Source organism: Chryseobacterium sp. 3008163 (assembly GCF_003669035.1).
Taxonomy (GTDB): domain Bacteria; phylum Bacteroidota; class Bacteroidia; order Flavobacteriales; family Weeksellaceae; genus Chryseobacterium.
On record NZ_CP033070.1, the window covers coordinates 2,242,079 to 2,268,456 of the forward strand.

The 26,378-nt window shown below is 35.7% G+C and carries 18 protein-coding genes and 3 pseudogenes; 8 read left to right on the plus strand and 13 right to left on the minus strand.

What is annotated here, in order from left to right; genetic code table 11:
• Window positions 1-186: 186 nt before the first annotated feature.
• The 4 genes and pseudogenes from EAG08_RS10105 to EAG08_RS10120 form a co-directional block, all read right to left on the minus strand.
• On the minus strand, window positions 187-2,028 hold the full coding sequence (locus tag EAG08_RS10105) for a M1 family metallopeptidase (protein ID WP_129535320.1): 1,842 nt from the start codon (window positions 2,026-2,028) through the stop codon (window positions 187-189).
• 287 nt (window positions 2,029-2,315) lie between these two features.
• The gene (locus tag EAG08_RS10110; protein ID WP_129535321.1) at window positions 2,316-2,792 is read right to left on the minus strand and encodes a DinB family protein; all 477 of its coding nucleotides are present in this window, start codon (window positions 2,790-2,792) and stop codon (window positions 2,316-2,318) included.
• A 209-nt stretch (window positions 2,793-3,001) separates the two neighbouring features.
• A pseudogene (locus tag EAG08_RS10115) lies at window positions 3,002-4,692 on the minus strand (DUF6909 family protein).
• Window positions 4,693-5,013: 321 nt separating this feature from the next.
• Window positions 5,014-7,512, minus strand: a complete 2,499-nt coding sequence (locus EAG08_RS10120) for a toxin-antitoxin system YwqK family antitoxin (protein ID WP_129535322.1) — start codon at window positions 7,510-7,512, stop codon at window positions 5,014-5,016.
• A gap of 317 nt (window positions 7,513-7,829) precedes the next feature.
• On the opposite strand from EAG08_RS10120, the gene EAG08_RS10125 reads away from it, so the two are divergent.
• Together EAG08_RS10125 and EAG08_RS10130 are read left to right on the plus strand one after the other, a co-directional pair.
• Entirely contained in the window at window positions 7,830-10,025 is a 2,196-nt protein-coding gene (locus EAG08_RS10125; RefSeq protein ID WP_129535323.1) for a glutamine synthetase III, read from the plus strand.
• Between the two features lie 339 nt (window positions 10,026-10,364).
• Window positions 10,365-11,054 carry a C40 family peptidase gene (locus tag EAG08_RS10130; RefSeq protein ID WP_129535324.1) on the plus strand — a complete coding sequence of 230 codons (690 nt, stop codon included), beginning with the start codon at window positions 10,365-10,367 and terminating at the stop codon, window positions 11,052-11,054.
• Between the two features lie 199 nt (window positions 11,055-11,253).
• Here the strand turns inward: EAG08_RS10130 and EAG08_RS10135 are convergent, their stop codons facing one another.
• The 6 genes from EAG08_RS10135 to EAG08_RS10160 all read right to left on the minus strand — a co-directional run bounded on the left by EAG08_RS10135 (window position 11,254) and on the right by EAG08_RS10160 (window position 17,637).
• Window positions 11,254-11,835: a pentapeptide repeat-containing protein gene (locus tag EAG08_RS10135; RefSeq protein WP_129535325.1), complete on the minus strand. Its 582-nt coding sequence runs from the start codon at window positions 11,833-11,835 to the stop codon at window positions 11,254-11,256.
• A gap of 129 nt (window positions 11,836-11,964) precedes the next feature.
• A complete protein-coding gene (gene rodA / locus EAG08_RS10140) occupies window positions 11,965-13,212 on the minus strand; it encodes a rod shape-determining protein RodA (RefSeq protein WP_129535326.1) in 1,248 nt (415 codons plus the stop codon).
• Entirely contained in the window at window positions 13,209-15,233 is a 2,025-nt protein-coding gene (locus EAG08_RS10145; RefSeq protein ID WP_129535327.1) for a peptidoglycan D,D-transpeptidase FtsI family protein, read from the minus strand. The genes rodA and EAG08_RS10145 overlap by 4 nt, the downstream gene beginning before the upstream one ends.
• The gene (locus tag EAG08_RS10150; RefSeq protein ID WP_129535328.1) at window positions 15,230-15,736 is read right to left on the minus strand and encodes a rod shape-determining protein MreD; all 507 of its coding nucleotides are present in this window, start codon (window positions 15,734-15,736) and stop codon (window positions 15,230-15,232) included. The genes EAG08_RS10145 and EAG08_RS10150 overlap by 4 nt, the downstream gene beginning before the upstream one ends.
• A complete protein-coding gene (gene mreC / locus EAG08_RS10155; RefSeq protein ID WP_129535329.1) occupies window positions 15,729-16,583 on the minus strand; it encodes a rod shape-determining protein MreC in 855 nt (284 codons plus the stop codon). The genes EAG08_RS10150 and mreC overlap by 8 nt, the downstream gene beginning before the upstream one ends.
• A 28-nt stretch (window positions 16,584-16,611) precedes the next feature.
• Entirely contained in the window at window positions 16,612-17,637 is a 1,026-nt protein-coding gene (locus EAG08_RS10160) for a rod shape-determining protein (RefSeq protein WP_129535330.1), read from the minus strand.
• A 226-nt stretch (window positions 17,638-17,863) separates the two neighbouring features.
• On the opposite strand from EAG08_RS10160, the pseudogene hemA reads away from it, so the two are divergent.
• The 6 genes and pseudogenes from hemA (at window position 17,864) to hemE (ending at window position 23,229) form a co-directional block, all read left to right on the plus strand.
• Window positions 17,864-19,137 (plus strand): annotated as a pseudogene (hemA, locus tag EAG08_RS10165) (glutamyl-tRNA reductase).
• Entirely contained in the window at window positions 19,124-20,032 is a 909-nt protein-coding gene (gene hemC, locus EAG08_RS10170) for a hydroxymethylbilane synthase (protein WP_129535331.1), read from the plus strand. The pseudogene hemA and the gene hemC overlap by 14 nt, the downstream one beginning before the upstream one ends.
• A gap of 196 nt (window positions 20,033-20,228) precedes the next feature.
• Window positions 20,229-20,810 carry a DUF1287 domain-containing protein gene (locus tag EAG08_RS10175; protein WP_129535332.1) on the plus strand — a complete coding sequence of 194 codons (582 nt, stop codon included), beginning with the start codon at window positions 20,229-20,231 and terminating at the stop codon, window positions 20,808-20,810.
• A gap of 6 nt (window positions 20,811-20,816) precedes the next feature.
• Window positions 20,817-21,473: a peptidoglycan recognition family protein gene (locus tag EAG08_RS10180; protein ID WP_129535333.1), complete on the plus strand. Its 657-nt coding sequence runs from the start codon at window positions 20,817-20,819 to the stop codon at window positions 21,471-21,473.
• A 166-nt stretch (window positions 21,474-21,639) separates the two neighbouring features.
• The gene (locus EAG08_RS10185; RefSeq protein WP_228446868.1) at window positions 21,640-22,152 is read left to right on the plus strand and encodes a uroporphyrinogen-III synthase; all 513 of its coding nucleotides are present in this window, start codon (window positions 21,640-21,642) and stop codon (window positions 22,150-22,152) included.
• Between the two features lie 45 nt (window positions 22,153-22,197).
• Window positions 22,198-23,229, plus strand: coding sequence for a uroporphyrinogen decarboxylase (gene hemE, locus EAG08_RS10190; protein WP_129535334.1), 1,032 nt, complete (start codon window positions 22,198-22,200; stop codon window positions 23,227-23,229).
• 124 nt (window positions 23,230-23,353) lie between these two features.
• On the opposite strand, the pseudogene EAG08_RS10195 reads toward hemE, so the two are convergent.
• The 3 genes and pseudogenes from EAG08_RS10195 to EAG08_RS10205 form a co-directional block, all read right to left on the minus strand.
• A pseudogene (locus EAG08_RS10195) lies at window positions 23,354-24,573 on the minus strand (aminotransferase class V-fold PLP-dependent enzyme).
• 159 nt (window positions 24,574-24,732) lie between these two features.
• A complete protein-coding gene (locus EAG08_RS10200; RefSeq protein ID WP_129535335.1) occupies window positions 24,733-25,362 on the minus strand; it encodes a 50S ribosomal protein L25/general stress protein Ctc in 630 nt (209 codons plus the stop codon).
• A 54-nt stretch (window positions 25,363-25,416) separates the two neighbouring features.
• On the minus strand, window positions 25,417-26,355 hold the full coding sequence (locus EAG08_RS10205; protein ID WP_129535336.1) for a ribose-phosphate pyrophosphokinase: 939 nt from the start codon (window positions 26,353-26,355) through the stop codon (window positions 25,417-25,419).
• Window positions 26,356-26,378 lie beyond the last annotated feature (23 nt).

Sequence of the window (26,378 nt, forward strand, 5' to 3'; positions counted from 1 at the left end):
GGTTTAAAACAGACCTGTTTTAAAGAAAATGCAACTGCATTTAGTCTCCCGCAAGTTGTTGGAAACAAAATGCAACCTACAGAAGCTCCAAACACTGTTGTTTGTAACCAAATGCAGTTTTCATTAATACAAAACAAATCCCCAAAGAAAAAATCTTCGGGGATTATTTTATTGAGTTAAACCAAGCTATTTCACTTCAACAAAATTATTCTCAGGATTCACATCTGCCATTCTCTGGCTAAAATCTATTCCTAACAATGACAGTTGAGATTTGGTGTAAGGAATTGTCAGGGTATATTCTTTCTGCGTCCATGGCCAGTATTTTTCTGTTGTAAAATCGCCGTAACCGTCTTTCTGTTTCCAGGTGTGGGTCATGTTCATCGGAATGTAGTAGGTAATGATTTTCTTATCTGTCGTCATTACAGAAAAATCAGTAGGCATCGGAATCTGACCATTGTTCAACAACGTGATCGTTGTAGATTTTGCATCGTATTGTATGTCTTTAATTCCGTAGTCAATCGTCTTTATGGTGTTGATCCAGTAATGATGAAACCACTTCAGATCCATCCCAGAAACCCTCTGTGCAATATGAAGGAAATCTCTGTCGGTAGGATGTTTCATGTTCCACTCTTTGAAATATTCGGTCATGATTTTTTCTAAATTCTGCTCTCCAACGATATATCCTAACTGCACTAAATACAATTCTCCTTTCACATAACTTGCAAAGCTGTACGCGGTACCGTTGTCGTGATGGTCACCCAACCAAACTGCCGGCTCTTCAATTCCTTTTTGCACAATTCCTCTGTAAGAATTTATTTTATCTACAAAAGGATTCGGCCTTTGATCTGTTGGCGGAAATAACTGATGCATTACAATGCTTTCGGCATAGCTTGTAAAACCCTCATCCATCCAGGGTCTTGTAGGCTCGTTGGTTGCCAGCATCTGCTGATACCATGAGTGCGATCCTTCATGAACCATCAGCCCCATCAAATCTTCAAGTTTTTTTGCTTCACCTAAAATCATCGTACACATTCCGTATTCCATACCGCCGTCACCACCTTGGATGAAAGCGTAAGAAGGATAAGCATATTTACCGAAACGGGAATTCATAATCTGGAAATACTTCGTCACGTAAGGTTGTGCTTCACCCCAAGCTTTTGTTTTATCATTCTTTTGATATACGAAAAACACTTTCGGGCCTTCCGGCACATCAAAACTTTCTACAGAATAATCCCTGTCTGCCGCCCATGCGAAGTCAAGCATATTTTTGGCAGTCCATTTCCATGTAGCTTTATTTTTATCGGATTTAATATTTGCCGATGCATCATAACCTTTCACTTCTGTAGGATTCAAAAGCGTTCCGCCCGCTCCCACAACATAATCTTTGTTAATTTTGATGTTCACATCAAAATCGGCAAACGGTGCATGAAATTCTCTTCCCACATAATCGAACGTTGCCCAGCCGTCATAATCGTATTCTGCAATTTTCGGATACCATTGGGTCATCGTCATATCAACACCTTCACGGTTGTTTCTTCCGCTACGTCTGATTTGCTGAGGTATTACGGCATCCCACTCCATCGTAAAAGTGGTTTTGGAATTGGGTTTTAAAGCTTCATTTAAATAAACCTTCATCACCGTTTCCTGAATTTCAAACTTCAGATTTTTTCCGTTTTGTTTGATCCAGTGGATATTTTGAGCGCCTTCCTGATCTTTCGGAATCGATGCTAGTCTTGAAATTCCGTCTTTCTGCAATCTCGAATCACCGTTTTTCCCCTGTCCGGCAACTCTTTGATCCATCATTGAATTGGGTTTAAAAGCATTCCAGTACAAATGGAAATACACGACATTAAGTTCGTCCGGTGAGTTGTTGGAATAATTAAGGGTCTGATTTCCTTCGTAGGTAAATTTTTCTGCATTGACATCAATATCCATCTTATATTGGGCAGCCTGCTGATAATAAGCATTCTGCTGCGCCTGAAATTGTGAAATGATAAACGCAAAAATGATTGCAACCGATTTTTTCATTTAAAATTTTATTTTTTTAAAGGTAAGTAAATTTTGAAAGAGACTCAAATGTGATATTCAAGTTCGATTGTATCTTTTGATTGTTTAATATTGATGAGGTTAAATTTTCTGTCGCATATTTGGTGAATTTTTATTTCCCGCAGATCACACAGATTAGCAAAGATGATTGCGTATAAGAATCTGTGAACATCTGCGAGATCTGTGGGAGATTTATTAACCACTAATAACACAAATGAATGCACAATTTTAAACACAAATAATTAGTGTTATTCGCGAAAATATTTGTGCTATTTGTGTTTAAATAAAATCATTTTCTTAATCAAAGTAATCTGTCCCAAATGATAATAAGCATGTTCAATCATTCCGTCAATATTCCTTAGATACGTTCCGTATTTTTCATCGACAAAAACCTCATTTAATTGAGAATCGGGAATTTGTTCTAAAAAAGTCGCAAACTTTTCAGAATCGCTCCATAATTTATTTAAAAGAGATTCCCATTGTTCCTGAGATTCAATCGGTGGAAGATCGAAGCTGAATTGATCTTTAATTTCCAAATCTCCGCCTTCAAAAACATTGAGAATTCCTGCGATATAGTAATCAATGTGAAAAGTCAGCATAGCGATGGTGTTTACATCAGCAATTTTCGTTGTTGCTTGCTCCCAAGTGACATCTGAAAACTGATTTTTAAAATTGGTATTAGCAATCCAAACGCCGTCGAGCATTACTTCTCTGAATCTTTTTGCTAATTGTGAGGCTGTACTCATTTGTTTAGTTTTAATAAATTTAAAGATAATATTTTTTTGAGTTTCCCACAGATCCCACAAAATTTTCACAGATGAATACGTATAAGAATCTATGAAATTTCCAAACACAAATGACACAATTATTCGTGAAAAACATTTACGTTATTTGTGTTTAAACAAAAACCTCAAATGCAAAAACACTTGAGGTTGATATTTAATTTAAAATTAAATTATTTTTTAGAAGAAATCTCTTTCTTTCCGCTTTGTAAAATCTTTTCTAGGATTCTTAAAGTAATCAGGTAAGTCGGTTTCACACCTGTCAATCCTAATCCACCTGAAGAAAGTGTAGCCCCTGTTTCCAGAGGATTATCTGATGCATAGTAAGCATAACTTACGAAAAGATCTGGTGCAATATGATGTCTGATTTTAGAAGCTACCTGAATTGCTTTTTGGTAATGTGCCCCTTCCATTTCAAGTCCGATGGCTTTCCATGAAGTATTCATAAAATACTGAAGGATATCTCTGTTCTGAAGTGAAGTTCCTAAAACTGTAATCATTGGTCCTTCGAAAGCCTTTAATTCATCATCTTTAAAATCATTTAATTTCAAAGCATTTTCAAAAGGATAATTATCTGCCGTTCCTTCAAAGATGTGGGAAGTCGGGATCATGATATCGCCTTTTCCACCTGATAAAATTCCTGCCTTCCCCATGATAGAGACAGATTTCACTTTCATCATATACACCTCTCCTTTCTGCTCGAAAGGTCTCAGCAATTCATCCATTACCTCAAAAGCCTGTTCGCCAAATGCATAATCGAAAACCATGATCACATCGTCTCCGTCATATTTCAAGTGACCAAAAGGAGTGTTTTTAAGATTGGTTTTGCTTAAATCGATAATCTGAACGTCAATATTACTTCCGCTTTTGTCATTGATGTAAACTAAACCTTCTTCCAAGGCATATTTTGAAACTTTGTCGCGAAGATCTTTTTTATCTGAAATTTCTCCGTAGAGCTTATAATCAACGTCTTTGGTATCTTTTTTCTTTAAAGCATCATTTCCGTACAACATATTTTTTACAGAATGCATATTCGCCGAAATAATGTGTAACGGGCGCATGTGAAGGTCATTTTCAAATAAAACCTCTTTCACCTTTTGAGCCCATTTTTCGCCAAAATAATGGTGTCCTACTCTTTCCTTTAAAATTGCACTGAAGTAAATTTCTCTCTCACGGCTTTGCTTAGCATCTTCCAGACTCACTTTTCCTAAATGGTAAATGATTTTGAATAATCTGTCCGGATTTTCATCGTCGCCAAAAGTATTGTAGGCATTTAAAGTTTCATCAAAAGTTCTTCCTATTAAAGAAGAAAGGTGAATCAGTGCTACTTCTTTTTCTCTTCTGCTGAATTTTTTCTCACCTTTTACCACTTCTTCGATGATTTTGAAAGCTCTTGTCGGCTTCCAGTTTTCATCCTGAATAAATGCGAGATTACGGATTTTATCGGCTTCTATAAATAAGAACGTTAAATGCGTAAGAATATCATAGATTTCAGAACGTCCCAAAAGAACTTCGATATTCATCTGATGTTCGTCTATTCGGTAACAGTTTCTTCTTCTCTTTTTGGAACGATTGGCTCGAAACTCCCTTTATCAAAACCTTCGTCTGATGTAAGATGAATGAAAGCACATTCTTCTATTCCTTCCGGAAGTCTGTCTAAAACATACATCAAACCATCAAGCTCCAACTTGCTTGGAACGCTCATGGTACCGTAAATTTCGGGATTGATCGTTTTCAACAAACTTCTAATGCTTTCTCCTGAAACTCCACTTGGCTTGAAAAAACCTCTATAAAACAGGTGTCTCATAGAAATGTATAGTCTTTCAATTGCCTCGGTAGTTTCTCTTGCTCTAGAATTTGTCATATATTAAATTTTTTATAAAAAGTCTGCTAAGTTACGTAAAATTTATTTAAAGTTTTAATCCACTTTAAACCAGTCGATTATCTTTTAAACTGAATTTTTAAACGTTTTAAAATTAATATTTACGACCATAATCAGAAAGAAAACTGGAATAAGTTTTATTCATATTGTTCAAAATTATTTTTTTCACCATTAAGGTTTTAAGAATAACCGTTTTATAATAATTTAGAAATCAATAAATTGATTCTTAATTAAGATTCGTTAAGATAGCATTCTAATTAAAAAAATCATCTCAATTCAAAGATTTTAGCAGGAAACTTTAAATTAATTGATCTTCTCCAGTTTTTCCAGTTCCTCTTTTACTTTATCGAAACTTACTTTTTCTACCGTTTTGATCAATGATCTATTCATATACAGCTGTAGAGTATACGTATTATTTTGTGTAGGAGTAATTAGAATACCGTCCTTGGGCTTTCCTTCAGCATCTATTTGAATTCCAATAACAATGTGATTCTCGTCGGTTTCTTCAATAAATGTATTGCCTGAAATTTTTTCTGCCAACATGTTGAAATTCTCCTGAAGACCAGAAGTCTCTTTGACCATCATATAAACTTTATAAAACAATTCAGTTCCTTCAGTTGGCTCCATCGATTCATCCATTGGATTTACGGTAGTTGAAATAATTTCACCCTCTTTTTCGTGATAAACGATAATACTCTCCTTGTATTTTGATTCTAAATAATTTTTTCTTGTACCGTCAACTATTTTTCCATCGATAGAAAGCTGTTTATTAAAAGTGTTTTTGGATTGTTCAATTTTAATTTCAGCTTTTCTGTTTGCCTGCATATCGCTGATTTCAATCGTATTATTTTTCAGTTCAAAATGAAGCCTGTTGAAATAATGCATCGCAAAAAGATCCCAATCAAAGGCCTGCAGAACCCCATTTTTCCAGTATTTGGACGTAAATTGCTTTTCGTTCAAAACATACTCAACGCCATCGTATATTTTTCCGTCTTTGTAAGTAGATTTAATATCATAAGACTGATGTCTGAAATTATCCATGTTTTTCAGATAATCGTTTGAATATTGAAATTTCAAAATTCCGTTTTCAAAATAATTGACTTGCTTAAATTCTCTGTTATCATCAGTTTCAAAATATCCGGAGTAAGGTTTTCCATTTTTAAAAATACCTTCATAAGAACTTTGTGGCTTTTCTGAAATATCAAAAGAAAAATCTTTAACTTTTACGAGAATTCCGTTTTCATACAGTTTTTGCTTTTGAATATTTTCCTTATTATATGAATCTTCAAAATAAGTTTCTTCTGTAATCTTTCCGTTTTTGAAAACTGAAGTTTTCTCACTTTCTACCAAAGTTCCGTCGTAAGGTTCATCATTTTTATACTCTAAACTTCCCACAACTTTACCATCTTCATAGAAAGTCGTCATTCCGTTCAATTTATCATCTTTGATTGTATAAGTTTTTATTAAATTCTCCAATCTGTAGCCGAAAACTTTTTGCAAGCCAGATTTTTTAAAATTCTCAACATTGATCAATTCATAATTATCAGAACGATTTTCATTACCTTCAATAAAAGTTCCGTTCAAAGGTTTTCCGTTTTTATAAACACCTTTGGCAACAATTTGTTTTTCTTCGTCTACAGCAATCGCTTCACCTTCCTTTATGCCATTCCTATAATTTTGGTTGAAGAACATACCGCCTACCCTTTCGTCAAAATTTCCATTAAAAGATTCTCCTTCTTTATAAACCCGCTTACTTTTCACCGTTTTATTTTCATCAAAAACAGTTTCCTCACCTTCTTTTAAGCCATTTTTATAATTGGTTTCTAAAGCAGTCTCTCCATTCGGAAAATAAACGACCTCTTTCCCAGATTTTTCTCCCTTAACAAAGTTTGAAACAGACTTAATATCGGTCGCAAAGTTATTTTGAAGATAATATTGATATTCAGCACCGTTTTCAATGTCATTTCCATATTGTTTGAACTGAGTTTCATTTAAAGACTGAATTAACTTTCCGGACTTGTCATAATTTTTGCGGGAAATAGGCTTGAAGTCGTACGAACCCATTTCATAAAACGTTTCCTGAGCCAACAGTTTTGAGTTTGCCCAAAATATTTTTCCTGAAACAGTTTTTCTATTTTTTTTGTTTTTCGAAAGGTTTTCACCTTCATAGACAGCCATTTCTGCCGTTTGCAGTTCAACATTAGTTGTTGTCTGAACGGCTACCGGCGGCAGAGGCGAAACCATCCCCTCTTCTGTCGTCTCCAGAGTTTTACCGTCTGTACTTTCTTCACTAGTTGAATTATAATCGTAGTCATCACTTTGTCTTACTTTTTCAAAACTTCCGCTTTCGGGTTTGCCTTTTGCATAAATTCCCTTCATTAAAACAGATCCTTCGGTTGCGTAAATTATGGCTTCACCATTTTTCACTCCGTTTTTATACTGAACTTTTTTCCGGACTTTACCATTGCTGTGATAATATAATAAGGTAAGATTTTTTGTATCATTTCTATATTGTTTAAAATTTTCATCATTTCCATTTTCGTCATACCAAATAATATCGCCAACGTATGCATTTTCATTATTTTTCAAAGTATAGCCTTCAAACTGCTGAGTTCCGTTGATATAAAAATCCTGAAGCAAAACCAATTCGCCAATTTGTTTTAAAGGCATGAGTCGATAATAAGAAGCATTTGCTTTTGTCGTGATTTCCCAATCTTTATCATAATATATAGGATCTGATTTTTGAGAAAAAAGCATTTGCAAAAACAAGCAGGAAATAATTAGGGTGATTTTTTTTATCATCGGGTTTTGATTTATTCAAAAATAAGAATTCTTAAGCATCATAAGCTTCTTTTTTAAAAGGAGTTCGGGAAAATTGTTATTCTCAAAATGTTTAAACTTACTTTTAAATCTTATTTCAACAGAAAAGCACTTATCTGTACCCATATTAATGATATTTAAACTAAAAATTAATTTCATTTTAAAAACACCCCATATCAAAACAGGGGTCAAATTAGATTTAAATCAAAACAAATAATTAAATAGTCTAAAAAAAATAGGGGTATTTTATTTTCAATTCATTTTTTTTGTAAATTTGCACCATAAAAATTCAACACTATATGTCAACTTTAAGATTTAAAGCTTTAGAAACTTTACCATTCAAGGACTTTAGAAAAGATAATTCAGTAGAAATTCCTGCTAAATTATCAGAATTATTTTGTGAAAATGTATTCTCTGAAAACACAATGAGAGAATACTTAACAAAAGAAGCATTCCAATCTATTATGGATGCTATTAAAAAAGGAAGTAAAATCCAGAGATTAATTGCAGATCAGGTAGCAGTAGCTATGAAAGATTGGGCAATGAGCAAAGGGGTTACTCACTACACGCACTGGTTTCAGCCATTGACTGGAAGCACTGCAGAAAAGCACGATTCATTCTTCACACCTATCGAAGGTGGTAGAGCGATCGAAAGATTCAGCGGAAACTTATTGATTCAGCAAGAGCCTGATGCATCTTCTTTCCCGAACGGTGGAATCAGAAATACGTTTGAAGCAAGAGGTTATACTGCTTGGGATCCTACATCTCCTGCATTCATTATGGGAACTACTTTATGTATTCCTTCAATCTTTATCTCTTACACTGGAGAAACTTTAGATTATAAAGCACCTTTATTGAGAGCCTTGCACGCTGTAGACGAAGCTGCAACCAACGTAATGCAGTATTTCGACAAAAATGTAACGAAAGTAACTCCTACTTTAGGTTGGGAGCAAGAATATTTTCTGGTTGATTCTGCATTGTATCAATCTCGTCCGGATTTAGTTTTAACAGGTAAAACTTTATTAGGACATTCTCCTGCAAAAGGGCAGCAATTAGATGACCATTATTTCGGTTCAATTCCTACAAGAGTCATGAATTTCATGAAAGAATTGGAAGTTGAATGTATGAAATTGGGTATCCCAGTAACAACAAGACACAACGAGGTAGCTCCAAACCAATTTGAGCTTGCACCAATGTTTGAAGAAGTAAACGTTGCGGTAGACCACAACTCTCTTTTGATGGACGTAATGGCAAGAATTGCTCACAGACACCATTTCCATATTTTATTCCACGAAAAACCATTCGCAGGAGTAAACGGAAGCGGAAAGCATAACAACTGGTCTTTAGCAACTGATACAGGTGAAAACCTTTTAAGCCCCGGAAAAAACCCTAAGAAAAACTTACAGTTTTTAACATTCTTCGTGAATACAATTAAGGCAGTTCACGAATATGCGGATCTTTTAAGAGCAAGTATCGCGTCTGCAAGCAACGATCACAGATTGGGGGCAAACGAAGCTCCACCAGCAATTATTTCTGTATTTATCGGAAGCCAGTTGTTCAGAGTTTTGGAAGAGCTTGAAAAAGTAACGGAAGGAAAACTTTCACCAGACGAAAAAACAGACTTAAAATTAAATGTAGTTGGAAAAATTCCTGAAATTTTGTTGGATAATACTGACAGAAACAGAACTTCTCCTTTTGCATTTACTGGAAATAAATTCGAGATCAGAGCGGTAGGTTCTTCTGCAAACTGCGCAGAATCTATGACTGTGATGAACACTATTGCTGCAAAACAATTGGGTGACTTCAAAAAAGAAGTTGATGCTTTAATTGAAACTGGTCTTAAGAAGGACGAAGCGATCTTCAACGTATTGAGAGAATACATCAAGCAGTGTAAAAACATAATGTTTGAAGGTGACGGATATTCTGATGACTGGGCTGTAGAAGCTGAAAAAAGAGGATTAAACAACTGGAAAACCACTCCTGAAGCATTGAAGCAGGAAATGAACCAGAAATTCCTTGATCTATATGAAGAAATCGGAATATTCAACCACAGAGAAGTGGAGGCTAGAAACGAAATCAAACTGGAAAAATATTCAACTGTTATTGATATCGAAGCAAGAGTGTTGAGTGACATCGCAAGAAACCACATCATTCCTTCCGCTTTAAATTATCAGAACAGACTGATTGAAAACGTAAGAGGTCTTAAAGATATTTTCGGAGAAAAAGAATTCAAAACATTGGCAAAAGAGCAAATAAGTTTGATTACCAATATTTCAGAAAATATCTCAACAATCAAATTGGGTGTTGAACAGCTTCTTGAAGCAAGAGCGAACGCAAAAGCAGTATCTGAAAGCCAAACACAGGCAGAAGACTACTGTAATAAAGTAAAGCCATTATTTGACGCAATCAGAGATGCATCAGACGATCTTGAAATGATGGTGGATGATGAGCTTTGGCCAATGACGAAATATAGAGAAATGTTATTTACAAGATAACATCTGTAAAATTCCATATTAGTGAAGGTTCTCCGATTATTCGGGGAACTTTTTTATGCATTTTTAACAGATAAATTCTGAATGATTGATTTCAAAGAACCTCGATTAATAAAGGAAAGCGAATATATTATGTTAAAAAATCTTAATAAAAAAAACAGTACACTCACCGAAACAGGCGCTTAACAGCTGCTTTTTCTTTAACATACTTCTACGAGATGTTAAAATGTGTTAAAACACAAACATGACAATAATCATATTGAGGCTGTCTTAGATGGAATCTCTACTTTTGTAGGGCTTTAGAGAAATAAATATTTCTTTTTCAACCGGAAATTAAAAAATATGAAGAAAAGAGTTTTGTTTTATTTAGTTGCTTTTGTTTCAACAATATCACTACAATCATGCGTTACTAATTACGTAGTTTCAAAACCGGCAACTTACACTAAAGAGTACAAAACAGATGCCAAACTAGTTGCTTTAGACACTAAGATAGAGAATGATAAGAAGCTGTTAATCAACTCTTTTATATCTGAAAAAGCAGTAGCCATCTCAAACGCAAAAAATTCTTTAAAAAATTCTGAAATCGCAAAAGCGATCAAACACAATAAGACCATTGATAACATCTTAACAGAAGCTTCAACCTACTTAGGAACTCCTTATAGATACGGGGGAACTACAAGAAACGGAATCGACTGTTCAGCATTTGTTTTATCAGTATTCGGAGCAGCAGCCGGTCTTACATTACCAAGAGTAGCAGCATCTCAATCCCAGGAAGGAGAAGCTATCGATAAAGAAAACCTTCAGAAAGGAGATTTGATTTTCTTTTCTCACGGCAGAAGAATTTCTCACGTAGGAATTGTAGAAAGCGTAACTGAAGAAGGAGAAGTAAAATTCATTCACGCAGCGACTTCAAAAGGTGTAATGATCTCTTCACTGAATGATTCTTATTGGGGACCAAAATTCAGGTTTGCAAAAAGAGTAATCAATGAGAATGGAGAAAGCTACAACAACTTAGCCTCTACTAGTTTTTAGTTTTAAATAATTGATTTATATAAACGAGGCCATCAAAATTTGATGGCTTTAATTTTTGTTTAAAAACTAAGCCAAAGCCTACAATAAGATTATAAGTTTCGGCTAAAGCCATCTATTGCGCTGACATTTTTTTAAACGGGCTGAAGCCCATTCCTATTGATTCATATGGTAGATAAGCTTTCGCTTAAGACAATTCAAATCAGCTGTTTTTATCGATTTCTATATCGAATCGTCGTAAGAGTCCGTGAACTTCTGAAAGTGAAAATTTCGTCTTCTTTAGCCTATTAGAATCAGGACTGATCGTGTAACTGAAAGATGTTCTTAAATCTGTTTTCTCTAAATTGGTTCTTTCGAATGTGGCGCCGTTGAAATCACAGTTTGAAAATACTGAATTCGACAAATCTGCTTCAGCAAAATCAACTTCAATCAGTTTACAATTTTTAAATAATGTTCTTTTGATGGAAGTTTTATAGAAGACAGAATTATTAAGAGCACAGCCTTCAAATCTAAAAGACATTCCAAACTCGTTACAGTCGTCAAAGTGCATCCCGAACATTTTGCATTCTTTGAAAAATACATCACGAAAGGCAGTTCCGCTAAGCTTAGTCATGCTTAAATTACAGTCTGTGAATTCGCAATTGGTAAATTTAAATTGAGAAATATTAGCATATTCAAAATTGCTATTTTGAAATGTACAGTTTTCGTACTCGCCAATCTGCAAAGGTGATTCAGCAAAATTTAAATGAGCATAATTATGATCTAAGACGTAAGCTTCGTTCATCGACTTTTAAGATTTTATGTAAAAGAGAAAATTAATAGAAATTTTATCTCGCAGATTGTAAAGATTTATTTGTAAAAAAAATTAAAGAATGATTGTAAACTTTCATCATCCAGCTTTCCGCTTCTAACTTTAAACCAAACTATTTTTATCAGCGTAATTTAATTTAAAGAAAATAAAAGTCATCATCGAAAAGGCAAGCAATGAACTTCCACCATAACTAAAGTACGGCAACGGAATACCCACCGTCGGGAACAATCCCATAACCATGCCTAAATTGATTGAAAAGTGCATCAATAGGATAGAGGCAAAAGAATAACCGAAAACTCTGTTAAAGGTCGATTTCTGCTTTTCTGCGAGATAATAGATTCGTCCGATATAAACCATATATGCCAAAACCAAAATGGTACTTCCAAGGAAACCCCATTCTTCACCAACTGTACAGAAAATATAATCGGTTTCCTGCTCCGGAACGAATTTTCCCTGTGTTACAGAACCTTCACGAAAGCCTTTTCCAAAAAAACCACCGGACCCGATTGCTGTTTTTGAATACAAAAGATTATACCCTGAAGTATCACGGAATTCACGCTCTCCTTTATACAAAACCTCTACTCTCTCTTGCTGATGTTTAGGAAGTTTTTCAAAAATAACAGGCGAAATAAATGATAATGCCGCCAAAAGAAGAACAATTCCGACACCCGGTAAAAGTGTGTATATATTTTTACGAAGAAAAGCCGCATTAAAAGCAAACCACAATCCGCCAATGAAAATAATAAATCCGGTAAAATACCATAAGCTCCACTGAAGAGGATCGTTGAGATAATTAGCCAAAAGAAAAACAACTCCGAAAAGACCACCAATCAGAAAAAGTTTTCCGCTAAGACCTTCACGATATAAAGCGATAAAAAATGCCGTAAAAACCAATAGTGAACCCACATCAGGAATTGAAAGCACCACAATTGCAGGAATACCTATAATTGCTAAAACTGCGATGAGTGATGTTCTATTTTTTAAATTAAATTCTGATCCCGATACATAATTGGCCAACATCAGAGCGACCCCGATCTTCGAAAACTCTACAGGCTGCATGGTAAAACTTCCGAATTTATACCAGTTCTTCTGACCCAGAATTTCCGTTCCGAAAACGTGAAGACCTGCAAGCATCAGAACTCCTCCTACGTAAATAATCCCGGACATATTTTCAAAAAACTTACTTCGGCTGAAGAAAATAATCAATCCTACAAATATAGAAATCCCGAAAAACAAAAGCTGTTTTTTACCTAAACCTTCATCTACACTGTAAATATTAGCAATCGCAAAAATACAAAGCAAGAGGTATAAGCCAAGACCCAATTTATCTATTCCTTCTGTCCATTTCATGGTTTTGCGGTTTTTTTGGGTTCAACTTTTTTAGCATTCAGTTTTTCTTTTGCTTTTTTAACGAGATTTAAGCTATCCTGTATTCTTTTAAGTTTAAGAGAGTCTGGTTTAGGTTCTTTGTAAAGTCCTTTTCTTTTGAGATCAACAATCCACTGTCTTTTGTATTCGGGCATAAAGCTCGCAGTAATCATTTTTTTGTAGAGATGTTCTCTTTTGATATCACCCGTAATATATTTTTCGGCAATTATAGTACATGCCGGACCTGCCCAAGTACCCCCAAATCCACCGTGCTCCATCACGCCGACAACTACAATTTTAGGATTCTCTGCGGGAGCAATCAACACAAAAATAGCATTATCTTTCCCTTGAGGAACCTGCGCTGTTCCTGTTTTTGCTAATTGAGTAAAATCATTCGATTTCAAACTTCTTGCAGTACCATTTAGAACTACCGCTTCCATCCCTTTTAGAACAGGACCAAAATGTCTGGCATCAACCAAAGTCTGATGTTTAACTTTAAATCTTGGGTCTGGATTAGGTTTTCCATCAATCGATTTTACAATATGAGGGGTGTAATACCAGCCACGATTGGCAATTGCAGAAACGTAATTTGCTAACTGAAGAGGCGTCACCATTACGTCACCTTGTCCCATTCCATTATAAATAGCTCCGGTAGACATTTCATCCCAATTTTTATAATCGTCTTTCTTAGAACCATTTGCTTTAATGATGGCTTTAAATCTTCTTTCATAGAAATCTCCTGAAGGAATTCTACCTTTCGCACCAACTGCAAAATCATTGTTCAGAAATTCTCCAACTCCAAAGCTGCTCATGATTTTCTTCCATTCGTCAACTCCTTTTGATGGATTTCCAGGATATTTTTTAATAATCGCAATAAATGCATAGGTAAAAAAACAGTTGCTGGAAACCTGAATCGCCGGTATCAGAGGATCAGCTCCACCATGACCTTTTATTCTTTTACCTTTATAAAAGAAACCGCCACCACAAGGAAAAATAGTCTTATCAGTCATCACCCCCATTTGCATTGCTGCCAATGCTGTCAACAGTTTAAACGTAGAACCTGGCGGATAACCAGCCTGTAAAGCACGGTCGAATGTAGGTTTGTTTTCGTAAATCGTATCTTTTGAAAGTGCGTATAAATTTTTTGATTTGTTGGGTCCTGTAAAAAGATTAGGATCAATATCCGGACCTGTCGCAGATACCAAAACTTCACCATTATTAGGATCTATTGCTACAATAGCACCATGTTTATTGACCAACATTTCTTCCGCAAGCTTCTGCAAATCATAATCAATGGTCAGGGTAATATCCTTTCCTGTAACAACATCTCTGTCTAAAGATCCGTTTTTGTATGGGCCGACATTTCTAAGTTTGATATCCTTCTGAATGTATTTAATTCCTTTTACCCCACGCAGCTCTTTTTCATAAGATTTTTCGATTCCGGTTTTTCCGATGAGGTCACCGGGAAGATAATAGGTAGAATCTTTTTTGATTTCTCTGTCGTTGACTTCACTCGTATATCCCAAAAGGTTTCCGGAAGTTGAAACTTCATACTGCCTTTGCGGACGCTGAACGATACTAAAAGCAGGATATTTAAATATAATCTCCTGAACTCTTGCAATTTCCTCTCTGCTGAGGTCTTTGATGAAAGTCATCGGAGTCAGTTTAGAATAATATTTTTCTTTTTTGATGACATTAATTCTTTTAATAAAATCTCTTTTATCAATTTTCATTAAATTACAGAAAGACAAGGTATCAAAATCAGGTTTCATCAATGCCTGAGTGAAAGAAATCTCGTACGCAGGCTGATTTCCCACCATGATCTTACCGTTTCGATCAAAAATAACTCCACGTTGCGGAATGACGTATTCGGTTTTGATTGACGTGTTGGCAGCATTTAATGCGTATCGGTCTGTGAACAACTGTAAATAAGAAAGTCTTGCCACAAAAATGAGAGCAAGAACGATGAGAACAGTTAAAATTTTTATATGGCGTGTGTTCAAACTTTCTGTTTGATTTTAAAGATTAATGCGTAAATAATGATAAATATAAAAGAAATTACACTAGTTACCAACACATTAAGTAAGATTTCAAAAACTCTACTCAATTTAAAAAACTCGAAATATTGTACCACAAGCTGATGCAAGAAAATACTTGAGAATAAAAATAGTAAAAACTGAGTCCATTGCAGAGACTGAAATGAGAAGAAATCTGTAGATGTATCCGTAGAAGATCTAAAAATTAAAGTCCTAAAATAAGCTATTAATGTTGTAGCAAACGCATTATAACCACCAGAATGCATTAAAGTATCTATCGACAAACCTATCAAAAAACTTAAAGCTAAAAACTGAAATTTATTTCTAAAAAAAGGATAGAACATCACAAAAACCGGATACAGAACCGGCGTATACTTTCCGAACAGCGTAATCCTGTTCAAAACAAATATCTGTAATGCAACCAGAAAAATCATGATCAAAAGATCTGTAAATAACGTTCTGCTAATCATTTTCTTTTTTTATTACGGCTTGCATTGTATCGCTGATTTTCTGAACCTCAGCTTTCTTAAGATTTTTAACGACAAAAACTTTATTCAAAGCGCCCAATTTTTCGCTCAACTCAACAGAAATATCCCAGAAACCTGTCTGGTTATCTACTGTATATCCTGCGACAGTTCCAATCATAATACCTTTAGGGAAAATTGCTGATTTACCGTCTGTTACAATCGTATCACCAATTTTCAGGGAAACATATTTTGGAACATCAGATAAGTGCATGACTCTAGAGTTATCACCTCTCCATGTCAACGTACCGAAATACCCCGATTTTTTAAGAGCAGCATTGATTCTGATTTTATTGACACTCAATACAGATTGTACCAAAGCATAACTCTCAGTAGAATTGATGACGATTCCGGCAATTCCTTTTGGAGCCATAACGCCCATCTGAGGAAGAACACCATCACGTCTTCCACGGTTGATGGTAAAGTAGTTATTTCGTCGGTTGATACTGTTGAAAACAATTTCACCGTCAACGAATGTATAGATCTGTCCGCCACCCAAAGTATCATGTACTTTTCTGAATAGAGGATTTTTCGCTCCCTGTTTTCCGTAAAGCTCAAGCATTAACGCTTTATTTTGAGCGACAAGATCTTCGTTGGTTTGTTTTAGTTTTAAATAAGAAACTCCTTCATCAATATACCCCGAAACCCACGAATTGAACGCAGCCGTCTGACCCGCAAGCCAGGATTGTTGCATTGCGTTTTTAGAGAATATCAGAACAAGAGCAATAATTTGCAGGAAAATAAAGAAGACAAGAAGAGCATTCTTTGAAAATAATCGCAGCAAAAATCCCATTCAGATAAAGAGTCGTAAAAAGTTAAAATTATTTAATTAAGAAATTGAATTTATCCATATTCTTAAGTGCGATACCTGTACCACGTACAACGGCCCTCAAAGGATCTTCAGCTACAAAAACCGGAAGACCTGTTTTCTTGTGAAGTCTATCTGCCAAGCCTCTCAACAAAGCACCACCACCAGCAAGATAAATACCTGTTTTGTAAATATCGGCTGACAATTCCGGAGGTGTAAGTGAAAGTGTTTCCATTACAGCATCTTCAATTCTGATGATTGATTTATCTAAAGCACGTGCAATTTCTTTGTAACCGACCATAATTTCTTTTGGCTTACCCGTAATCAAGTCTCTACCTTGTACCGGAATATCTTCGATATCCACATCAAGATCTTCAACAGCAGAACCTACTTCAATTTTCACTCTTTCAGCAGTTCTTTCACCAATATAAAGGTTATGGTGTGTTCTCAGGAAATAAGCAATATCATTTGTAAATACATCACCTGCAATTTTCACAGATTTATCACAAACAATACCTCCCAAGGCAACGACTGCAATTTCTGTAGTACCACCACCTATATCGATAATCATATTTCCTTCAGGTTTCTGAACGTCAATACCAACTCCTATTGCAGCTGCCATTGGCTCATAGATTAACCTTACATCTTTAGCGTTTACTTTCTGAGCAGAATCTCTTACCGCTCTCTTTTCAACTTCTGTAATTCCAGAAGGAATACAGATTACAATTCTTAAAGCAGGCTGAATAAATCTACCCTTGATCCCAGGAATTTTTTTGATAAACTCCTTGATCATGTGCTCAGAAGCATGGAAATCTGCGATGACACCATCTTTCAACGGACGAATTGTTTTGATATCCTCATGAGTTTTACCCTGCATATGTTTCGCCTGCTCACCTACCGCGATTGGCTTACCTGTAGAACGCTCAATTGCAACAATTGATGGCTGATCAATAACAATCTTGTTATTGTGGATGATAAGCGTGTTGGCAGTTCCAAGGTCTATCGCAATGTCTTGCGTAAACATATCGAATATACTCATAATTTTGTCCTGATTTAAGTTTACAAAGATATAAATTAATGACTACTTATGAATAATATCATGAATATAATTTGGTTAAAATTTTATTAAATTTTTAATTTTTCATTAATCTTTCGTTTATCTGATTCTTACAGCTTTTTCAATAGAATTTATAGCTTTTTACGATATTTATCATACACAATATCAGCAGGAGCTTAATTTAAAAATACTTAAATTTGCAACGCTTATGATACAGTATTCTAACATACATCAGACGACAAATTTCGCTGTACTTTCAGTGAGTTATGAGAAGGCAGATGTAGAAACGAGGGGCAAATTTGCATTCTTCGACGAAAATATCAAAAACTTTGTCTCCCGAATTCACGACGAAAATCTGGGGGATGCTTTTGTGGTTTCCACCTGCAACAGAACTGAGATTTATACAACGACATCCAACTATCTTTTTGTGGCCGAAGAGTATTGCAAAACGATTGGTGTCAACCTTTCAGACTTCCTGCCTTTTGCCAATATTTTAACAAAAGAAGAAGCGCTGAAACATTTGTTCAGAGTAGCAGCCGGTTTGGAAAGTCAGATCATCGGTGATTTTGAGATTATCGGACAAATCAAGAAAGCGTACGCCCGGTTTAAGAAAGAACGACAGAACTCTAATCCTTATTTGGAACGATCCATCAACTCTGCGATTCAAATTTCTAAAAGAATCAAAAACGAGACGGCAATTTCCAACGGTGCGGCTTCGGTTTCTTATGCGGCAGTTCATTATATTTTAAACAATCAAAAAAAACTGAACGAAAAAAACATCTTACTTCTCGGAGTCGGTGAAATCGGACAGAACACGGTTGAAAATTTAGTAAAACACGTTTATCAGCCCAAAATAAAAATCGCCAACCGTACTCAGGAAACGGCAGCAAAAATTTCTGAAAAATATAATATTCCCAATATTGATTACGCTGATTTCGATCAGGAAATTGAGAATACTGACATATTGATTGTAGCGACCGGCGCAAAAACCCCAATCATTAACAAATCTCATTTTCAAAACGGAAGAGAAACTCTGGTAATTGATCTTTCGATTCCGCATAATGTTGACAAAAGCGTTTCGGAACTCAATCATGTTACTTTGATTGATGTGGATGAGCTTTCAAAACAAATTCAGGAAACCATTCAGCAGAGGGAAAAAGAAATCCCAAAAGCTGAAAAAATCATCAAGGAAATGACCAAAGACTTCCTTGAATGGGAGAAAAAAGAAAACTGGCACCAAACATCCATCACTTCAAAGCGGTCTTGAAAAATATGGAGCGTAATGAGATGCATAATTTCTACAGAAAAAATAAGTACATCAATATCAACGACATGGAGCTTTCTGAGAAAATGATTCAGAAAATTACCAACCGTTTTGCAAAATATATCATTGATAACCCTCTCAAAGCCGAAGAAATTAGTAAATTAATGCACGAAATATTAGTTGAACAACCCAATAACGAATTCAATGAAAAGCATTAGGATAGGAACCAGAAATTCGGCACTTGCACTTTGGCAGGCCAGAGAAGTTGCCAGGCACTTACAGAACAATAATTACCTTACGGAGATCACTCCCATCATTTCTTCGGGAGATAAAAATCTCAATCAGCCACTTTATTCTTTAGGAATTACAGGCGTTTTCACAAGAGATTTGGATGTCGCTTTATTAAATGACGAAATTGACATTGCCGTACACTCTTTGAAAGATGTACCCACGCAACTTCCACACAATATTGAACTGATTGCGCATCTTGAAAGAGATTATCCGCAGGACGTTTTAATCAGAAGAAAATCTGCACAAGACAAAGAATTTCACGAACTGAAACTGGCAACAAGTAGCTTGAGAAGACGTGCTTTTTGGTCAAAACATTATCCCGACACTCAGTTTTTTGATATCAGAGGAAATATCCAAACGAGATTACAAAAACTGGAAGAACAGGATTTTGATGCAACGATTTTATCTCTAGCCGGAATCAAAAGAATGAATATGGATATCAATTACGAGATGCTTCCCGTAATGATTCCTGCTGCTTCGCAAGGTGTGATTGCCATTGCCGGACATTCTGAAAAGCCTGAAATCAACGAGATTTTAAAATCGATCAATCACAAGCAAACCCAAATCTGCGTAGAAATGGAAAGAAATTTCCTGAGCACGCTTGAAGGTGGCTGTACAGCTCCGATTGGCGCTTTTGCGGAAAAAATTGGGAACCAGATTCGTTTTAAAGGAGCGCTTTGTTCGCTTGACGGAAAAAACTATATCGCTATCGACGAAAGTTTTGAATACAATGAAGAAGAAAATTTCGGTGAGAAATTTGCGAACATCGTATTAGAAAATGGCGGAAGAGAATTGATGGCGGAGATTAAAAGTCAGCTGTAATTTTTAAATATTTTTCACCATTAAGATTTATAAGTTTTAAAGATAATTTAAGTGAATTTCTAAAGAAATTTATTTAGCAGACCGCTAAATTGAGATGCGTCTGAATCTTAACATTTCTTTATGTCTAAAGTTTCTTACTGTTTAAATTAAATTTTTGAACTTTACAAAACTGTTTTTAATTCAAAGTTTCAAGTCTATGAAAAAGTACTTTTCCATAATCTTATTCCTGTTTTTTGTTTTTACAGCGAATGCTCAGAATCAGTTTGCTCAAAAATTATCTGATGCCGCTTTAAGCTTAACAAAAGACAGAGTCACTTACGATCCTGCTTATTTTACCATCAAATATCCAAACGGTGACGTCCCCGCAGACAAAGGTGTTTGTACAGATGTTGTCATCAGAGCGTACAGAAAATTGGGGATTGATTTGCAAAAAGAAGTGCATGAAGATATGAAGAAGAATTTTTCTAAATATCCTAAAAACTGGGGTCTGAAAAGAGCCGATACCAATATCGACCACAGAAGAGTTCCTAATCTGAGAGTTTTCTTTGCAAAATTCGGGCAGTCAAAATCTACTGAAAAAAATCCTGCGCTTTATGCTCCCGGCGACATTGTCACATGGCTTTTACCCGGAAATTTGACACACATCGGAATTGTAGTGAATAAAAAATCGGCTGACGGAAAAAGATATTTGATCGTTCATAACATCGGTGGCGGGCAGGTTATTGAAGATTGTCTGTTTAACTTTACCATAACAGGACATTATCAATATCAGAAATAATTATTCATGAAAAACCTGACTTACCTCTTATTCTTATTGATATTAAATTTCTCTCCTGCACAACAAAGCGAGTTTAAAATAGTCAGTAAACCTATCAATTATTCTGAGGAGAGAATTCGTCTTAGCCTGGAATATTTGAAAGACCATCACGGCTTGACTCAAAAAACGCCAACGATTGTTCCGAAAGTGATTGTTCTGCATTATACCGCCGGCGGAACCGTGGAAAGTAATTTTAAATACTTCAACAATACACATCTCGAAAGCGCTAGAAATACTTTAAAAAAACAAAGTACACTTAATGTATCTTCACAATACATCGTCGACCGGGACGGAACGATTTATCAGCTGATGGAACCAAATATGTTTGCGAGACATACAATTGGTTTAAATTATTGCGCCATCGGAGTTGAAAATATCGGAAGTAAAAAACAGCCTCTCACAGAAAAGCAAGTTGCAGCAAATGCTCAGTTAGTAAGATATTTAACTCAAAAATATAAAATCGAATACTTAATTGGTCATTCAGAATATGGAGTTTTCAGAAATTCTAAGCTCTGGAAAGAATCTGACCCAAAATATTTCACCGGAAAAGAAGATCCCGGAAAAGATTTTATGAACAAGGTAAGATTACAAGTCGCTGATTTACGTTTGAAAGACAAACCTTAATGAAAATTTTATTCACCAAAAACATAGGTTCAGAATTGCTTTCCAAAGAATTGGGAAACGATATTTCGGCTGAATGTATTGAGGTCATTCGAATAGAAAATTTAAAAGTTGAAGTATTTGATTTAAAAAATTACTCGCTGATTTTCACAAGTTCAAATGGTGTGAAATCTTTTTTGAGAATCAATTTAAACCAAACGAAGATTTTGCCGCAAAAAACTACAATAAAATCTACTGCGTCGGCGAGAAAACAAAAAGAGAAATCAGAAAGAATGGTTTCGGGACTTTTAAAGTTTTAAAAAACGCTGAAACACTTTCAAAATTCATTATTGACAACTGTGTTCACGAAAAATTCATTCATTTTTGTGGAAATCTGGCGATTGATGTATTAGATAACAACCTTCCGCTACAAAATATCAGCTACAAAAAAGTTACTGTTTACAAGACAGAAGAGCTGAATCCTGTAATACCTGAAAAATATCATGCAATAGTTTTTTTTAGCCCAAGCGGAGTTCGTAGTTTTGCGAAAAATAATTCTTTAGAAAATTCAGCTCTTTTTTCAATAGGAGAAACTACTTCAAAAGAGTTAAGAAAACATACAGAATCAGAGATTTTTACAAGTAAAAAAAATACTTTATCAAACCTGTTGTCGGTTATAAAAGATGCTTTAAAGAATAACTAATTTTAAAGCAATCAACTCAAAACCAACAACTACCAACTAAAAGATATGATTAAAAACGACCTATATTTAAAAGCACTTCGTGGAGAAACTGTAGAAAGACCACCGGTTTGGATGATGAGACAGGCAGGAAGATACCTACCGGAATTCATTGCATTGCGTGACAAATACGACTTTTTCACAAGATGTCAGACTCCGGAATTGGCGTCTGAAATCACCGTTCAGCCCATCAGAAGATATCCTTTGGATGCTGCGATTTTATTTTCAGACATTTTGGTGGTTCCTCAGGCGATGGGAATTGATTTTAAAATGAAAGAAAACGTTGGTCCGTGGCTGGATAATCCTATCAGAACGATGGAAGATGTACAGAATGTAATCGTTCCGGATGTGAATGATACTTTAGGCTACGTTTTTGATGCGATCGAACTGACTTTAATCAAATTAGATAACGATATTCCATTGATTGGTTTTGCCGGATCGCCTTGGACACTTCTTTGCTATTGCGTGGAAGGAAAAGGAAGTAAAGCGTTTGATATTGCGAAATCTTTCTGTTTCCAGCAGCCGGAAGCTGCGCATTTGTTGCTTCAGAAAATCACAGATACTACGATTGCTTATTTGAAAAGAAAAGTAGAGAAAGGAGTTTCTGCAGTTCAGGTTTTCGATTCTTGGGGCGGAATGCTTTCTCCACAAGATTATCAGGAATTTTCTTGGCAGTACATCAGTCAGATTGTTGAAGCTTTGGCTCCTTTGACGCACGTTGTTGTTTTCGGAAAAGGATGTTGGTTTGCGTTGGAGGATATGACGATGTCGCCGGTTTCTGCTTTAGGCGTGGACTGGACGATTAAACCGGAATTGGCTAGAACATTGACAAATCATACAATGACTTTGCAAGGAAATTTTGATCCTGCGAGACTACACTCAACTCCGGAAACCATTAAGAAAATGGTGAATGAAATGATCAACCGTTTCGGAAAAGACCGATATATTGCCAACTTGGGTCATGGAATCCTACCTAATGTTCCTTTGGAAAATGCGGAAGCGTTTATCAGAGCAGTGGTAGATTGGAAGCCTAATAATTAATGTAAATCTCCCGCAAATCACACAGATTAACACAGATTTTATTTAGCAAAAACTATAAAAGCAAAATCCCTTTCAACGAAAAGCTGAAAGGGATTTTTTATGTCTAAATTAAATTTCTGAAAAATTACGCCAGCATTCTTTGTGCTTTTTTAACACCTTCCACCAACAAATCAATCTCCTGAAATGTATTATAAACTGCAAAACTTGCTCTCACCGTTCCTGCAATATTAAAGAAATCCATAATCGGTTGAGTACAGTGATGTCCGGTTCTTACGGCAACGCCCATTTTATCGAGAATCATTCCGACATCTGAAGAAATTCCCATTCCAATCAAATTAAATGAAACGACTCCCGTTCTGTTGGCATTTTCTCCATACACTTTTAGGCCTTCAATTTCGAGAAGATGTCTTTGAGCATATTCCAATAAAGCATTTTCGTGTTTTTGAATATTTTCGTGGCCTACTTTATTAATGAAATCAACGGCTGCACCTAAAGCAATATTTCCCCCGACATTAGGCGTTCCGGCTTCATATTTAAAAGGTAAACCTGCGTAGGTTGTCTGATCAAAAGAACAAACAGCAATCATCTCTCCTCCACCGTGAAATGGCGGTAAATCTTCCAAAATCGCTTGTTTTCCGTACAAAATACCGGTTCCCATCGGAGCATACATTTTATGACCCGAAAACACAAAGAAATCACAGTCTAAAGCCTGAACATCAATTTTAAAATGCGGTGCAGACTGAGCTCCGTCAATAACGATATATGCATCTGAATTGGCTCTTGTTTTCGCAATAATTTCTTCAATAGGATTAACGATTCCCAAAGCATTGGAAACCTGATTCACAGAGACAACCTTTGTTTTTTCACTTAAAAATTCATCTAAATAATCCAACTGCAGAATTCCGTTTTCGTCAATTGGAATGACACGAAGTTTCGCTCCGGTTCTTTCACACAACAATTGCCACGGAACGATATTCGAGTGATGTTCTAGGTAAGAAATAATAATCTCATCGTCTTTTTTAATTTTCCTGTTAGAATATAAGCGATGAGGTTAACCCCTTCTGTGGTTCCTTTAGTGAAAATGACTTCAAAATCATTTTTAGCATTGATGAATTTTTGGATTTTTCTTCTCGAAAGTTCCATTTCTTCGGTTGCCAACTGGCTCAAAGTATGAATTCCTCTGTGTACGTTAGCATTGATTTCTGTATAATATTGATTCCAAACTTCAAGAACTGAATTTGGCTTCTGTGATGTTGCTGCATTGTCTAAGTAAACCAATGGCTTACCATTCACCTGCTGGTTTAATATAGAAAACTGACTTCTTATTTCCTGAATGTCAAACATTTATTACAATTTTTATGATTAAACGTTCTTATTTAGAACACCTCAAATTTACAACATTTTATTCAAAAGTCTGTCAGATCAATAGAGTGATAGATTTCATCTAAAACAAAAAAACCTGCCAATAAATTGACAGGTCTTGTATTGTGATTAAGAAATTTCTTATTCAGCTGCTGCTTCTTCAGTTGCTGGAGCTTCTCCTTCAACTTCTTCATCGTCATCGTCTGCCATTGCACCACCTTTCGCTGCATTTCTAGACATTTTAACAGCTACAACAACTGCATTGTCTGGGTGTACGAAAGAGAATCCTTCAGCTTTAAGACCTCCTACATAAAGTTTGTTACCAATCTTCAATGCAGTAATATCTACAACTACCTCGTCTGGCAAGTTTGCAGGAATAGCTTTTACTTTCAACTTTCTGAAAGACTGACGTAAAACACCACCAGCTACAACACCCTTAGAACGACCTGTTAATCTTACAGGAACTTCCATTACTACTGGCTTATCGTCAGATAATCTGTAGAAGTCTGCGTGAATAATCTTGTCTGTAATTGGGTGGAACTGAATATCCTGAAGAACAGCAGGAATTACCTGTCCGTCAACTTCAATAGATACCGTGTGTGCTTCAGGAGTATACACTAAACCTTTGAACGCTTTCTCTAATGCAGAGAAGTTCAATGGCTCGCCACCTCCGTAAACAACACAAGGAACTAATTCAGCATCACGTAAAGCTTTTGTAGACTTTTTGCCCACGCTTTCTCTTTTTGTACCTTGAATTGTAATAGATTTCATTTATAAAAATTTAAAAATTGTTTTGTTTTTAATTTGCAAAAGACTAATTATCAACTAGATAACAAACTTACTGCTAATTGATTGATGCTCATGCACCATCTTCATAACATCAGCAAATAATGGGGCGCAAGATAGCACTTTTATTTTAGATGACAAATTAGTTTTTACAGGAATTGAGTCAGTTACAATCACTTCCAGCAATTGTGAGTTCTCAATATTCTCATAAGCCTTACCAGAAAGCACACCGTGAGTCGCCATTGCTCTTACAGATTTTGCACCTTTTTCCATCAAAATACCTGCAGCTTTACAAAGTGTTCCTGCGGTATCGATCATGTCATCGATAAGGATAACGTTTTTACCTTCCACATCCCCGATAAGGAACATTTCTTCGATTACATTTGCTTTTTTTCTCTCTTTGTAAGCAATTACAACGTCTGCACCTAAGTGACCTGCATAGTTTTTCGCTCTCTTTGCTCCACCCATATCCGGAGATGCAATGGTCAAATTATCAAGATTCATATCTCTGATGTAATCTACAAATATTGTAGAAGCATACAAATGATCAACAGGAATTTCAAAGAACCCTTGAATTTGGTCTGCATGCAGATCCATCGTCATGATTCTAGTTGCTCCGGCAGCAGTTAAAAGGTTTGCTACCAATTTTGCTCCGATAGGTGCTCTTGGCTTGTCTTTTCTGTCTTGTCTTGCCAACCCGAAATATGGAAGTACCACAGTAATACTTTTAGCAGAAGCTCTTTTTGATGCATCAATCATTAGAAGAAGCTCTAAAAGATTGTCTGCCGGTGGAAATGTAGAAGCAATTAGGAAAACCCTTCCTCCTCTTACAGATTCGTCTAGCACAGGTTCAAATTCACCATCGCTGAACTCCTGGATGATGATTTTCCCTAATTCTTTCCCATAGTGATGGGCAATTTTTTCTGCTAGCTCCTTACTAGTTCTTGTCGAAAATAGATAACTTTGTTGCTCGGCCATTTTTACTTTTTAAAAGATTTTGC